General features: G+C 35.5%; 9 protein-coding genes. 7 read left to right on the top strand and 2 right to left on the bottom strand.

Translation table 11 applies throughout. The features are described 5' to 3' along the window. The first annotated feature begins 9 nt into the window (after positions 1–9). The 7 genes from AP058_RS06090 to AP058_RS06060 all read left to right on the top strand — a co-directional run bounded on the left by AP058_RS06090 (position 10) and on the right by AP058_RS06060 (position 14,172). Entirely contained in the window at positions 10–1,641 is a 1,632-nt protein-coding gene (locus AP058_RS06090; RefSeq protein WP_082706595.1) for a RagB/SusD family nutrient uptake outer membrane protein, read from the top strand. Between the two features lie 92 nt (positions 1,642–1,733). Next, positions 1,734–3,215 (top strand): hypothetical protein, encoded by a 1,482-nt coding sequence (locus AP058_RS06085; RefSeq protein WP_157492633.1) that lies wholly within the window; start codon positions 1,734–1,736, stop codon positions 3,213–3,215. A 64-nt stretch (positions 3,216–3,279) separates the two neighbouring features. Next, positions 3,280–4,947, top strand: coding sequence for a glycoside hydrolase family 31 protein (locus tag AP058_RS06080; RefSeq protein WP_082706594.1), 1,668 nt, complete (start codon positions 3,280–3,282; stop codon positions 4,945–4,947). A 10-nt stretch (positions 4,948–4,957) separates the two neighbouring features. After that, the gene (locus AP058_RS06075; RefSeq protein ID WP_066307894.1) at positions 4,958–8,659 is read left to right on the top strand and encodes a DUF4874 domain-containing protein; all 3,702 of its coding nucleotides are present in this window, start codon (positions 4,958–4,960) and stop codon (positions 8,657–8,659) included. Between the two features lie 153 nt (positions 8,660–8,812). Then, the gene (locus tag AP058_RS06070) at positions 8,813–10,921 is read left to right on the top strand and encodes an arylsulfatase (RefSeq protein ID WP_066307892.1); all 2,109 of its coding nucleotides are present in this window, start codon (positions 8,813–8,815) and stop codon (positions 10,919–10,921) included. After that, a complete protein-coding gene (locus AP058_RS06065; RefSeq protein WP_066307889.1) occupies positions 10,921–12,345 on the top strand; it encodes an alpha-L-fucosidase in 1,425 nt (474 codons plus the stop codon). The genes AP058_RS06070 and AP058_RS06065 overlap by 1 nt, the downstream gene beginning before the upstream one ends. Positions 12,346–12,795: 450 nt before the next feature. Continuing rightward, positions 12,796–14,172 (top strand): NAD(P)/FAD-dependent oxidoreductase, encoded by a 1,377-nt coding sequence (locus AP058_RS06060; RefSeq protein WP_066308282.1) that lies wholly within the window; start codon positions 12,796–12,798, stop codon positions 14,170–14,172. A 141-nt stretch (positions 14,173–14,313) separates the two neighbouring features. Here the strand turns inward: AP058_RS06060 and AP058_RS06055 are convergent, their stop codons facing one another. Then, positions 14,314–14,952 (bottom strand): response regulator transcription factor, encoded by a 639-nt coding sequence (locus tag AP058_RS06055; protein WP_066307887.1) that lies wholly within the window; start codon positions 14,950–14,952, stop codon positions 14,314–14,316. Beyond that, the gene (locus tag AP058_RS06050; RefSeq protein WP_066307886.1) at positions 14,942–15,691 is read right to left on the bottom strand and encodes a sensor histidine kinase KdpD; all 750 of its coding nucleotides are present in this window, start codon (positions 15,689–15,691) and stop codon (positions 14,942–14,944) included. The genes AP058_RS06055 and AP058_RS06050 overlap by 11 nt, the downstream gene beginning before the upstream one ends. Positions 15,692–15,731 lie beyond the last annotated feature (40 nt).

Below are 15,731 nucleotides of genomic sequence, written 5' to 3'. Positions count from 1 at the left end.
TAAAGAGCCATGAAGAATATAATATGTAATCTCGAAATTAAAGTCGGAAGATCTTTAAGAACCTTAAAAAATAGTAGTATGAAAGTCAAGTTTATACCAATTTTGATATTTCTTTTTGTAATGCAGTCTTGTACTCTTGAGAAAGAAGAGTTCAACAAAATTACACCTGAAAATTTTTATAAGACAGAAAAAGATGCTCGTTTAGCTATTGCTGCTTTATATTACAACTCAATCACTAAAGTTGGCGATTGGGATCCTGGGTTTTTTGTTCAAAGTATAAATTCGGTTCAAGTGATATCTGATATTTCTGCGGGTGATATGATGATGTGTTCTTATGGAGCACAACCTTGGGATTTTCTTAAAAACCAAGAATGGACAGAGAATAATGGATATGCAACCAATAATTTCTTTCATTACTACAATCATATTAGTAATGCTCGTATTGTTGCCAATCAAATTGGACAAATGACAACAGTTTCTCAAGAAGTAAAAGAGCAATTGCAAGCAGAAGCAAATGCAGTAGGAGCATGGAAAGCAGCTATTTTATACGATTTGTATGGTCCAGTACCGTATCCGACAGATGAAATGTTAGCAAATCCAGGAAAACAAGAATATCCTGAGCGTCCATCTAACGAAGCATTTGTACAAATAATCGAATCGTTATTGGTAAACAAAGACAGGTTACAAGCTCCCGATTTTGGTAACAATTTTGGAAGAATGAACAAAGGTATAGCCAATTTTATTTTGATGCGTTTATACATGTTGGAAGGTGCAAGAACTGGAGATGCTGCTTTTTGGAAGAAAGCGAAAACAAGTGCTGAAGCTATTATCACTTCAGGGTCTTACGAGCTTCAATCTACGTACAGCGGTGTATTTAAAAAAAGCAACCAAAAAAACAAAGAAATCATTTTTGCTACGCCTTCCGATTACTCTTTCAATGTCAACATGTGGCATTCGGAATCTTTACCAAATAATTATCCAAGCGAATTAAATCGTGGAGCAGGATCTTGGGGTGGTTATAAATTACTTTGGTCATTTTACGATACTTATGAAGCTGACGATCAGCGTTTATCGACGATCGCAGCATCATATACGACAGATAGCGGACTTTTAATTGATAGAGCACACCCAAATGACAATCGTCATGGTGTTGGAGACGGAGCTATTCCTGTTAAATACGATACAGATGATACGCAAGTAGGTAATTTTCAAGAACACGATTTTATAGTTTACCGCTATGCGGAAGTAATCTTGTCAATGGCAGAAATCCTTAATGAACTTGGAGAGACTGCTACTGTGGGTGCACCAGGAATTTCACAAATATCAAATAGCAATCAAATTGTAAATAGTGATGGTGGTACAACAGCATTTTCATTCTTAAATGCTATCAGAGTTCGATCAGGGTTACAACCTGTACTGGGATTGACTAAATCACAACTACGTGATGCAATCTTAATGGAACGTGGTCATGAAATGTATTGTGAAGGTACAAGACGAATGGACTTAATCAGGTATCAAAGAGTAACTAATGGTGGAGGTTATAAAAAATTCAATGCCGATCCTAACAAATTTGTTTTCCCGATTCCAGTTGGATATATTAATGAATACAAAGGAAATTTAAAACAAAACCCAGGTTATTAAATGAAATAATAATAATGTTAGTTGTGATAAAGAGTGTGAAGTTTAAATGTCACACTCTTTATTTTTATATACTTTTTTAAAACTTTCAAATAATGAGAATTCACATTACTTTAGTGCTTGCTGTGTGCGGATTTCTAAACGCAATTGGACAAGAGGGAACATCATTCAAATTCAACAAAACTTTTAAATTAGATTCAATATCACATCTTCGAAATCCCGCTATGGGATGGATGCTTTATGAAGAAGGTGCCTCATTTGAGCCAGAATCAAAAAATTATGATCCTGTTATTTTTTGGGAAGAAATGGATGAAGTCAACGCAGAAAAATATGCAAATATTTTGTACATCCTCGTGCTTTGGAAGGTTATGGAGCCTGAAGAAGGAAAGTATGCTTGGAAATTTAATAAATCATATCAGGAATACATTAAAAAGGCGGAGGACAGAGGACTTAAATTAGCATTTCGAATCTTTTTTGATAATGGAACGCCAGACTGGGTTTATCAAGCAGGTAGTAAATCAACATTGGACGCACCATTGAGTCTTAAAGATGACAAACAACCTTATTATGATGATCCAATTTTTCTTTCCAAACTAGAAAATTTCATCAAAGCATTCGCAAAGGAATATGACAATCCTGCGAGAGTCGATTACATTGATGCCTATGGATTGGGCCGTTGGGGAGAAGGCCATGGTGTAACTTTAAAAGATCAAAAAAACTATAAAAGGGTAATTGAAAAAGTAACAGGCGATTATGCTCGAAATTTTAAAAAGATAGTAACAGTCTATAATCTTTCTCGAAATGATTGGCACATCAGTAAATCAGCTGTTTTTGATAAATTAGGTTTTTTACCACGTCGTGATGGTGTAGGTAGTCATTGGTACGATGAGAGGGAAAGAGGATACATGAAAGAACTTTTTCCTGCAAAAGCATTTATTGGGGAAGGTTGTTACTGGTTTGGTGCCAGAGATAAAGACACTACTTATCAAACCAAAAAAGCATTTTTTGACGATAAAAGATTTCCAAGAATGAAGACTTGGAACGATGCGCTTTCTGTAGCAGTAGATGATGCAATCGCTTGTAGATCCAATACATTCGATTTAAGAACACCTTTTGAAACTAAAACTTGGATAGAAAAACTACCTAATAAGGTACAAGAATTTATTACATATGGTGGGTACAGACTTTATCCAGAATCAGTTACCGTTGCCCAAAATAATCGAAATTTAGTCATTAATCATTTTTGGAAAAATTTTGGAGTCGGGGTTCTTCCTAACAATCATCCAAACTGGAATAATAAATACAAAGTGGCATTCGGGTTAATAAATCCAAAAACAGGACAAGTTGTTTACAATGTAGTAGATCCGATTGCGAATCCAGGAAAATGGCTAAAAGGTGAAACATACAGTTATCCAGATTTAAATCTTAGTATTCCCAAATCTGTACCGAAAGGTGACTATCAATTTGCAGTTGCAATTATTGATGCAACAACAGGAAAACCTGGAATAAAACTATCCATTCAAGATAGTCCGTTGAATAATCAATGGACACTTGTAAAAAGATTAGAAATTAAATAGATACTACTTTTTAATTCTTCTTTGATCAATTTATTAAAAATATAAAATCAAAATAAATCAATAGATGAAACGACTAAACATTTTTATTATAGTGCTAATGCCTTTACTGTTAATCGCACAAACTAATTCCGTAGCATTGAGTTCTCTTACCAATAAAGACCGTAACGAAAATAAAAAAGAAACAGTAACTATTGCCTTTCTACCTAATGAGCTTTGGTGGGGTGGAGCTGTTAATGATGGTTATTCGATGCCGTACCAAGAAGGTTTTTCGTACAATATGTACGGTAACAACAAAGGAAATCAAGTGCAACCTTTATTGCTATCCAATAAAGGACGTGTGATTTGGTCTGAGCAGCCATTTCAATTTACTTTTTTAAAGAATGCGATTGCGATAGAAGATGCCAAAGGTGAAATTTTACAAAATAAAGCGGGTAATTCATTAAAAGAAGCCTTTGATTTTGCTTCGTCGAATTACTTTGTGGCTGATGGAAAAATGCCACATGAAATGCTTTTTTCGGCACCACAATACAATACCTGGATTGAGTTGATGTACAATCAAAACCAAGAAGATATATTAAAGTACGCACACTCCATTATTGATAATGGATTTCCTCCTGGCGTTTTAATGATAGACGACAACTGGCAAGAAAATTATGGAAAATGGGATTTTCATACAGGACGTTTCCCAAATCCGACTGCCATGATGAAAGAGTTGCACGATCTTGGTTTTAAAGTAATGCTTTGGGTCTGTCCTTTTGTAAGTCCAGATTCTGATGTATATCGTGATTTGGCTAAGAAAGAGCTGTTCTTAAAAAATGCTAAAGATGCCAATGTAGCAGCTGCTCCTTGGATTGATTCTGGTCAACCTGCTATGATTTACTGGTGGAATGGTGCAAGTGCGGTACTTGATTTATCAAATCCAGCGGCAGAAAAATGGTTTAAAGGAGAATTAAATACGTTAATCAAAAAGTATGGTGTCGATGGATTTAAGTTAGATGCCGGTGATTTTTATTTTTATCCAGATAATTTACTAAGTCATATTCCAGGAACTACTCCTAATGAACAATCAGAATTATTTGGAAAGATTGGTTTGGATTATCCGCTGAATGAATATCGTGCCATGTGGAAAATGGCAGGAAAAGCATTAGCCCAGCGATTAAGTGATAAAGCACATAATTGGGCAGATCTTCAAACGCTCATTCCTAATATTACTGGTCAAGGATTATTAGGCTATGCGTTCTCTTGCCCTGATATGATTGGTGGCGGAGAGTTTTCTTCTTTCTTAAATACACAAACTATCGATCAAGAACTTATTGTTCGATCAGCACAAATTCATGCATTAATGCCAATGATGCAGTTTTCTGTAGCACCATGGCGAATTTTAGATAAAAAACATCTTGACGCAGTGAAGGAAGCTGTAGCGCTTCGTAAAAAATTTACAAACTACATTATGCTATTGGCTAAGGAAGCAGCAGAGACGGGCAAACCAATTGTTCGAACTATGGAGTATGAATTTCCAAATCAAGGTTTTGAAAAACTAAACAATCAATTTATGCTGGGAGATAACGTACTGGTTGCGCCAATTTTGCAAAAAAACACAATAAAGAGAGCCATTGAATTGCCAAAAGGAAACTGGAAGGATTCTGCAGGTAAAATTTACAAAGGAGGAAAAATAATAATTATACAAACAGAATTAAACAAATTACCATATTTTGAAAGACTAATTAACTAAACCAAGAATTATGAAACCAAAAATTTTACTCATTTTAACAATATTTCTGTACAGTCATATTGGTAAAGCACAGAATCTTATAAGTAACTCTAGCTTTGATACAGGAGGAGACTCCTCATTTATTTTAGCACCGTGGATCGCAACCGGTAATGCGGGAGTGTGGGAAACCGAACACTCTAGTTCAAAGCCTAAAGCCGTTAAGTTAACGGGAACAGCAGCATCTATAGAACAGTTGGTTTCTGGATTAACACCTAACACGATCTACCGATTTTCTGCTTGGGTATATACAACAGGCTCTAATAAAGCACGACTAGGTGTCAAAAATTATCTTACACCAACAACTGGAGATAGTACCATTGATAATAGTATTGCTGGTTATCAATTTTTGGAACTTGAATTTACAACTGGAGCATCTGCTACCTCTGCTAAAGTCTATTTTTATACAAACCAAACCTACAGTGTTTACGGAGATGATTTTGCTTTAGAAAAATTACCAATTGCAATAAAAACAAATATTGCAAACGGAGGTTTTGAGGATGGCACCTTACAAAATTGGTTGTCCAATGGTAAACAATCTTATTGTGATTCAAAAGGAGCAGATCCTGGAGCAAATAGGTGGATTTCTAGTTTGAGTACAACAGGAGCAGTGAGCAACATTACCAGTTATTCAGCGTCATCTTATCCTATTAATGGTTACAATCAGTATAGTGATCAAACACTTTTGGTTGCTCCTAATTCAACTTTTACGTTAAACATTACTAATACTAACTCCACTCGCTACAGTCGCATAAAAGCTTGGATAGATTGGAACGGAGATGGTGATTTTTTAGATAGTGGAGAAGAATTATTTTTTCTAGGAAATGCATCAACTGATAATATTGCCTCGACGGTTACTATTAGTAAAAATATTACGGTGCCAGCTTTAGCAACTTTAGGAGCGAGTCGTTTGCGTATTCGCTTTGAAGATGCATGGGCAGGTGTGCCAGTGCCTTGTAATTTTAGTGAAAAATCATCAACCTTTGATTTCAAGGTAATTGTTTCAAATGGAGGAAGCACTCCGACAGAATCGATCACAACTACTGCGGTTTCTTCTGAAGTTCATAGTGGTGCATTTGCAGCAAAAATAGCAGGAGAAGCTGCTACTGTAAATCAGAATAATTTAAAATTAAAAGCAGGTACGAGCTACCTTTTAAAAGCTTGGGCAAAGGTTGGTACTAGCAATGCTGTTACTGTTGGAATTAAAAACTTTACAGGTGGTATTTTATCATCATCATTAGTTGCTAGCACTTCTAGTACTTCGTATCAAGAATTATCTGTACCATTCACTACTGGAGTCTTTCCGCAAGATGCAACTGTTTTTTTTCAAACAACTTCTTCAGGTACCGCTTTTTTTGATGATTTTACAATCACACAATTGTCTAGTTTAAGTCCGCTAGATGAAAGTTTCGTATCAAAAGAAACTTTATTGAGCAATCCAGAAAGAGGTTTTAGATTCGAGCAAATTGTTCAAGCGCCTGATCTAAATGATCCTTGGGGACTTGCAATAAAATATGATGTTAATACTGTACTTACAGATATCGAGAACCAAATGGACGCTACAGACGGACATGTTAGACTATCGCAATGGTACATTTATTTGTCACAATATAAAGATGGACCTCTTCCTCAAGTTGCCTTAGATGCAGTTCAAAAATGTTTTGATGCTTTTAAAAATAAAGGGTATAAAATGGTACTGCGTTTTGTTTATCAAGCACCAGAGGCCGAAGCACCTTACACCAATATAATTCCCAGTACATCCCGAATTTTAGGACATTTAGATCAGTTGAAGCCTTTGGTTCAAGCAAATATTGGAGTAATTCATACATTACAAATGGGACTTATTGGTGCCTGGGGAGAATGGCATTCTTTTGGAAATGCGTACAATCAAACTGATAAAAATAACCTAGTAGCCAAATTATTGGAAGTTTTACCCGCCGATAGACAAACTCAAATGAGAACTGCAGGTGATCGTAATGCAATTAGCACAGCAATAGTTTCAACCGCAATCAAAGATGCAAGAATTGGTTTTCACAACGATTTTTTTGGTGACAGCAAAACATATTCGTCGACCTCTTCGGGATACTATGGTAGCGACACATACAATTTAGTAAAAGATAAATCTTATAATTTACTGATTGATGGAGAGCCAGGTTGGTCTCGTGACTGTAAATCTAATAGTGATTGTATTTGGCAAGTAAGTGAACTTTTTGACGTTTATGAAGTTTTAAAACAACTTACAGATCATCATTACACCAGCTTTAGTTTGGCTCATGGCTACAATGCGAACAATGCCTATTGGAAAAGATTTTTATTAAGTCAAGAAAATCTTGATGCTTTAAAGATACCTTATCATCCAAGCTATTTTAAAAATAACGTTGGCAGCTCTGTCAATAGAACAGCTTATGAATTTATAAGAGATCATTTAGGATACAGGCTTTATGTCAGTGCAGCCAATCAGTCGTTAACCCAAAATGGAAATATTTTAAATTATTCAGTAGACATTCAGAATTATGGTTTTTCATCATTACATAATCCAAGGGAAGTGAATGTTGTGTTGTTGGACGCTGCTAATAATGTAATTGCAACTTCTTTATCTTCAGCCAATTCTTCAACTTGGCAGCCTTATACTCCAGGAGATGCCAATCATACTATTTTAACACATACTATTTCTGGAACAATGACACTTCCAGCAAACATTGTAACTGCTTCTAATTATAAAATTGGAATTTGGTTGACAGATCCAGTGTTAAAAAACAATAAAAAGTTTGATATACAATTAGCCAATAGAACAGGTATGACAGTGTTTGAAAACAACACTCAAAAAATAAATATTTATAAGACCAGCGTTAGTCTAACAGCAGTGACAAATAGCTCACACTGTGAGGCAAACAATGCAAAATTTGGCAACGAAAGTAGTACTAGAAAAGAATATTACATTAAAAGTTTTTCTACTTCTGGTGGTGTAGAAAATATTTCATATTCCAACGGTACATACCCTACATCATTAGGAGACGGTCATGGTGAACACAGTGCTTCACTTGTAAGTGTTGCTTCAGGTAGTTCTTTCTCGTTCACGATGCAAAATAATATACCAGCTTCTGGAGAACTACATGCAAGGCTAATAGGTTGGATTGACTTAAATGGAGATGGTGATTTTAATGATTCTGGTGAGCAATTATTTACTCTTGGAGGATCGGCACAAAATAATCGCTCGGTTTTGCAAAATATCGTGAGATCTATAACAATACCAGCTGGAACCATTCCTGGTATAAAAAGGATGAGATTTAGAATGCGAGATTCTTGGGTCGATTTGCCTACAGCTTGTGGCTCTAATACCATTGCCACAGCTTATGATTTTTTCATAAATGTAACTGGTCAAACTTTAGGAATTAGTTCAAAAAAGGAAAAATCAATGTCAGATGAAGAGAATAGTTCAACTGAAGTCAAGTTGTATCCGAATCCTTTTCAGAATATTTTACAGATCGACAGTGCTCAGGGTATTAACTCAGTAAAAATTTATAACGTTGTAGGACAAGAGGTTTACAGCCAAGATGATACAAATAATAAACGATATATCGAAATAGCGAGTAATGCGCTCGCTCCTGGGGTGTACTTAATAAAAGTAGAAGATCGTAACGGTCATATTACAAGCAAAAAAGTAATTAAAAAGTAAGAATAAAAAACCTCAGTCCCAAAGGATTGAGGTTTTCAATTTAACAATTACTAATTATGTAATTTTGGAATTTCAAAAGAAATAAAAAATAAAAAAAGGTTGTTTGTATCGTTGTTGTGGTGTACCAAATAACATTCTAAAAAAAAACAAAAAATGAATACTAAATTGATCACATGTTATTTTTTTATAACAATATTTTTAATCTTCAATTCTTTACAGGGAACTGCGCAAAACAAGCGTCCTAATATTATTTACATTCTAGTTGATGATATGGGATATGGTGATGTCGGTGCGTTTTTTCAAAAGCAACGCATGAAAAGTAACGATCGATCCAAACCGTATCAGATCACTCCCTATTTAGACCAAATGGCTGCGACGGGAGCTATTTTTACGCAGCAATATTGCAATGCACCAGTTTGTGCGCCTTCTAGAGGTTCTTTATTAACTGGTGTAAATCAAGGAAATGCACATGTAAGAGACAATCAATTTGATAAAGCACTCGAAGACAATCATACCTTGGGTACCGTATTAAAGCAAGCCGGTTACCAAACTATGGCGGTCGGAAAATGGGGATTGCAAGGAACAGATGAGAAAGTAGCTCCCAATTGGCCAGCACATCCTTTAAAAAGAGGATTTGATTCTTATTTTGGATACATGCGACATATGGATGGTCACGAGCATTATCCGTACGAAGGATTATACGGTGGTAAAAAAGAGGTTTATGATAATTACGTAAATATAGCGGATGAACTGGCTAAATGTTACACCACTGATTTGTGGACGGCTGTTGCCAAAAAGCAAATTGTAGCGCACGAAAAAGGAAAAGATGCTGACAAGCCTTTCTTTATGTATCTCGCTTATGATGCGCCACATGCCGTTTTAGAGCTTCCAACTCTAGCCTATCCAAGCGGTCTGGGATTAAATGGTGGTGTGCAATGGACGGGACAAAAAGGGCAAATGATTAATACTGCGTCGGGTATTCCAGATAGTTTTGTCTATCCTGAATATGCTAATGCGACATATGATAATGACAATAATCCTGCAACTACAGAAGTGGCCTGGCCGGATACCTACAAGCGTTATGCAACCGCGAATCGTCGTATTGACGATGGAGTGGGCGATATATTACAATTATTGAAGGATTTAAAAATTGATGAAAATACAATAGTAGTTTTTTCATCTGATAATGGCGCTTCGATCGAATCGTATCTTCCAGCTACATATGTTAAGTTCGAACCTACATTTTTTGCTAGTAATGGAACTTTTGAAGGCATCAAAAGAGATGTTTTAGAAGGCGGTGTTCGCATGCCAGTTTTGGTCAATTGGCCCAAACATATTGCCGCAGGAAAGGTACTTACAATGCCGTCGATGTTGTCGGATTGGATGGCTACTTTTTCGGATATAGCGGGAGTTCCGGCTCCTGCAAGAACGGATGGAGTTTCTTTATTACCGTCATTAACAGCTAACGGCAAACAAAAAGAAAGTCTGGTTTATGTAGAATATGAAGGCGAAGGTAGAACTCCTGATTTTAAAGAATTTGATCTTTCGCACCGAAATAAAAAACGAGGACAGATGCAATTGATACGAATGGGAAACTATAAAGGCGTTCGTTTTGATATTAAATCGGCAGATGATGATTTCGAAATTTATGATGTTTTAAAAGATCCCCGCGAAATAAATAATTTAGCATCAAAGCCTGGTTTCGAAAAAATGCAACAACAAATGAAGGCTTCAGTTTTACAACTAAGATACGCAGACGTTGAAGCTCCTCGCCCGTATGATACTGCTTTGATTCCTGCAACGGTAGTTTCAAGCAAACTTTTCCCTGGAGTAGTAGAGCAATTTTTTGAAGACGATTTTCCTTATGTAGTTTCTGAAAAAGAATTAAAAGCCAAACAACAAAAAATCACAAAATCAATCGGGAATAACGAGCAAACCAATAGAAAAGGAATGTTTTTGTATACCACTTTCGTGAAAATTCCCACCGATGGCAAATACAATTTTTCAATGAATAGCTCAAGTAAAGCCTTTGTTCGTTTGCACCAAGCGATTCTTTTTGATGCTGATTTCGGTTATCAAGCAGGTACAGAATTGACTTCAGCTGTTTTTTTGAAAGCAGGGTATCATCCAATTTCAGTTTATGTACTTAAGAATTCAGAAGTAACAGCAACGATAAACCTAAAATGGAAATCAGCGCAAGAAGCGGATTGGAAAAATTTAGAGGAAACTGATTTATTTCAATCTAAAAAACACATTAAATAATGAAGACAATAAAAATAAAATATTTAAAACTAACATGGAGTATAATTTCAATGTGTGTGTTTTCGGTAAACGGACAAGTAACAAGTTTGCCTATACCTAACAAACAGCAATTGGCTTGGCAGAAAGCCGAGCTTGGCGTTGTTTTTCATTATGATTTACATGTATTTGATACTTCAAAATACAATCAAGGAATCAACAGAATTACTCCAGTTGCTGATTATAATATCTTCAATCCGCAAAAATTAGATGTAGAACAATGGGTAATTTCTGCAAAAGCTGCAGGTGCAAAATTTGCTATTCTAACCGTTACTCATGAAACGGGTTTCGCTTTGTTTCAGTCTGATGTGAATCCGTATTCGATGAAAAGTTTGAAATTTAAAGAAGGAAAAGCGGATCTCTTTAAAGATTTTACAGACGCTTGTCGCAAGCACGATATTAAGCCAGGTGTTTATTTAGGCATTCGTTGGAATTCATTTTTTGGTGTGCATGATTTTGTAGTAGATGGCGATCCGAGCGAAGAAATGCAGAAAAAAAGACAGGCCTATTACAATAATATGGTAGAAGGAATGGTCAAAGAAATTTGTACCAATTACGGACCTCTATTCGAAATATGGTTTGATGGCGGTGCGAGTAGTCCAGATAAGGGAGCACCAGATGTGTTACCAATCGTAAAAAAATACCAGCCGGATTGTTTGTTTTATCACAACGACCAATTGGCCGAAGCGCGTTGGGGCGGTTCAGAAAGTGGTACTGTAAACTACCCTTGCTGGTCTACATTTCCGTACAATTATACAGGCTCTGGCGAAAGTGCGATACCCGGAATTTCTAAAAATGGTTTTTCAGTACTAAAAGGTGGAGACCCAGACGGGAAATATTGGGTACCAGCGATGGCCGACGCTCCTTTGCGCGGTTCTAATGGCAGACACGAATGGTTTTGGGAGCCTGGAGATGAAAATAGTATCTATCCCTTAGAAGAATTAATGGATATTTATTATAAATCAGTGGGGAGAAATGCTACTTTAATTATGGGATTAACACCTGATAATACTGGACTAATGCCAAAAGAGGATGTGCAACGTTTAAAGGAATGGGGTGCTGAAATTAAAAAAAGATTCGATTCACCACTAGCTGTGACCAAAGGAAAAGGAAAGAGCATTGAATTAAAACTTTCCAAGGAGACAACAATCAATCAAATTGTAATTCAGGAAAATATTGCTTTAGGACATCGTGTACGAGCCTTCAGCATTCAAATATTCGAGAATGGGAAATGGCAAACAATCAATAGCGGTACGGCTATAGGGAATAAGTATATTTTTCTAGCTGATAGACCTGTTCTAACAAAAAAGCTTCGACTACTAATTGATAAATCAGTTGGGGAACCGGATATTATCAACTTTGCGGTATTCAATGTAGAGAAAAATTAGTTTATTATTTTATGTAAATGTATTTGTGAAAGCTCAATTCCAAGGAATTGAGCTTTTTTTTTGGTTATTACACCATTAACAATAATGTATCATTGAGCACAATTTGTTTTTATAGCAATTTGTACTATTGTCGTCTTTTATGCGATTTCTGCAGTAAAATAAGCTGTAATAATGATTTTAGCCGCGTATCTCAGTACGTATAGCGTTAATAATTTGGAAATACGCAATACATGTCGTATTTTAGCAATAATGCTTATTTATAAAATACAATAGTGAAAATTTTTAGTAATTGATATTCTATCCATTCATTTCACTTTAGAGTAATACACTCTTTCAGTTGCATCTTGCAACAATTTTTCACAAGCGACTACTAATTTTTTGAATGCTGACTTTTTTTTCAAAAGTCATATAATTCTGTAATCTAAAAAAAAATCTATGAACAAAAATTCTATGAAAGACAAACGTATCGGTATAATCGGTGCGGGACCGAGTGGTTTAGCGCAAATTCGAGCGTTCGAAGCGTTAAAAGAACAAGGATATGCGATGCCAGAGATTATTTGTTTTGAGAAACAAGACAATTGGGGAGGAATGTGGAATTATTCGTGGAGAACGGGTGTCGGTAAATATGGCGAACCACTTCACGGAAGCATGTACAAATACCTTTGGTCGAATGGTCCTAAAGAATGTTTAGAGTTTTCGGACTATTCGTTTGATGAGCATTTTAAAAAGCCAATTTCGTCCTATCCGCCAAGACCTGTTTTATTTGATTATATACAAGGACGTATTAAAAAAAGTAATGCTAGAGATTACATACGCTTTGACACCACCGTGCGTTGGGTTAGTTTTAGTGAAGAAACTAAAAAATTCTCAGTAGTGCTCGACGATTTAAAAATCGACAAGACCTATACCGAAGAATTAGACTTTTTAGTAGTGGCTTCTGGACATTTTTCTACTCCAAACATGCCGTACTTTAAAGGAATTGAAAATTTTCCAGGAACAGTAATGCACGCACATGATTTTAGAGGTGCAGATCAGTTTAAAGACCGAAATATTTTATTGATTGGTAGCAGTTATTCGGCTGAAGATATTGGGGTTCAATGTTACAAGCACGGAGCAAAATCGGTTACCTTGAGTTACCGAAGTAATCCGATTGGGATCGAATGGCCTGAAGGAATTAAAGAACTTCCTATGGTCACGCATTTTGACGGCGAAACTGCTTTCTTTAAAGATGGTACAACCGAAAATTTTGATGCTGTAATTATGTGTACGGGGTACCAACATAAGTTTCCTTTTTTACCAGATGAACTTCGCTTAAAAACTAAAAACAACTTATTTCCAGATCATTTATACAAAGGAATATTTTTTAATGCATTGCCTCAATTGATATATTTGGGAATGCAAGATCAATATTATACTTTTAATATGTTTGACGCGCAAGCTTGGGTTGCTAGAGATTTTATGATGAATAGATTGACGCTTCCAATAGAAGGGGAGAGAAGAGTTGATATTGACAAGTGGTTGGATAGAAACAATCAGTTGCAAAATAGTTTAGAAAATGTCGATTTTCAGTCCGATTACATTAAAGAGCTGCTTTCACTATCAGATTATCCACCTTTTAATGTTGATAAAGTAGGAGAAATGTTCAAGGAATGGTTGCAAGACAAAGAGGATGATATTTTAACGTATAGAGATAAGACCTATCAAAGTGTAGTCACCGGAACAATGGCCGCGCAACACCACACCGAATGGATGGATGAACTAGATGACAGCAAAGAGCGTTATTTGTACGCCGCGGAGGAAGTAGAAATGATTCCTGAAAATCTGTAATACATATGGTATAAAAATACACAACGTATTTACTGAATTTCAGAAGTAATTATTTTATAAAGCCTCATAATCTTTTGATTATGAGGCTTTATATTTATGTATTTACAGTTATTGTTACATTTAAAAAAAGAATAAAAATCACTACTCTTTGTAAAGTTTTAAAATTTCGACCAGTTCTGGTATCGACTTTATGTTTAACTTTTCAAACAATCTGTTTTTATAGGTGCTAATAGTCGATGCATGCAGATTTAAAGTGTTCGAAAGTTCTTTAAGCGGAATGCCTTCGACCAATTTGTTTGCAATTTGTAATTCTCGATTCGACAACGCTGCGATAGGAGTACTTTTTGCAGGTCCGTTCAAAGAAGCTGAAATCATTGCATCTCGTACTTCGTCAGATAAGTAGCGACCCGTGCTGAGCATCGCACTTAGAGCTTGATCAATTTTAGCCGATGAAGACTCTTTGTTTAAATATCCATCTGCTCCAAGTTTTAAATAACGAACGGCATATATTTGCTCATCCTGTGACGAGAATACAAGAATTTTAATACTAGGTTGTTTCAGCTTAATGAAAATGACAGCATCCTGAAAAGAGCCATTGGGCATATTAACATCCAATATGACTAAATCGTAGTTGTCTTTAGAAATTGCACTGTATAATGATATATAATCATTTACTTCAGCCAAATGCGCTTGCGGTTTCAGTTGCTTTATTATCCGAAGCATGCCCATTCTCACAATTTCATGATCATCTGCTACTAGAATACGATCATTATTTAGCATGTTTTTTTTTATTTATAGATTTGGGGAGGCAAATGGAAATTGTTGTTCCTTGATTCTTTACGGATTTGATTACAATATGTCCACCTAACAAAAATACAAAACTCTGAACGATTTTCAAGCTTAATCCCGCACCAATTTCTCCCGTTGTACCTTCATAAACAGGGCTTTCGAATGAGAAAACAGAATCTACATTACTTTCTGTCATTCCGATGCCGTAGTCGGTTATTGATAAAATGTAATTGGTATGGTCTTCTTCTGCAGTAAAAAGTATTTTATTTTTTTTGTGCGAATATTTTATAGCATTGTCTACCAATTTGTTTACTATAAAAAGAAGTAACACTTTATCTGTAATTATATTCAGTTCATAATCGCCTTTAAAATCAAACGATAATTCTTTACTCAAAAATTTATTTTCATTTTCTTCTTTAATTTCATCGTAAAAATTGAAACCGTTTAAAACATCAGCATTAGGACTGAAATTTCCAAATTGAGTTTTCAACCATTCTCCAGTACTCTGTGCTACTGAGAAATTTTTTGTGGCATCTTTTTTAATCTGTGGCAGCATCTTAAAAAAATCATCTTTACTTATTGTGTCGTCCTCGTATGCTTCGATTAGCCACTTAATGTTACCGAATATTTGTTTGCTGTCGTGCGAAATTAAAGATATCCAGCCTGTTAGTAGGTTATTTTCAGTTTTAAGTATTTCGATTTCTAGTTCTAATTTTTCTAGTTTAGTCATGATCTGGGTGTGTTTTACTTCAATTCTTAATTTAAAAGTA

Origin of the sequence: Flavobacterium sp. TAB 87, assembly GCF_001529295.1 — a bacterium.
Lineage (GTDB): Bacteria > Bacteroidota > Bacteroidia > Flavobacteriales > Flavobacteriaceae > Flavobacterium.
This window is presented reverse-complemented; position numbering and strand designations above follow the sequence as displayed.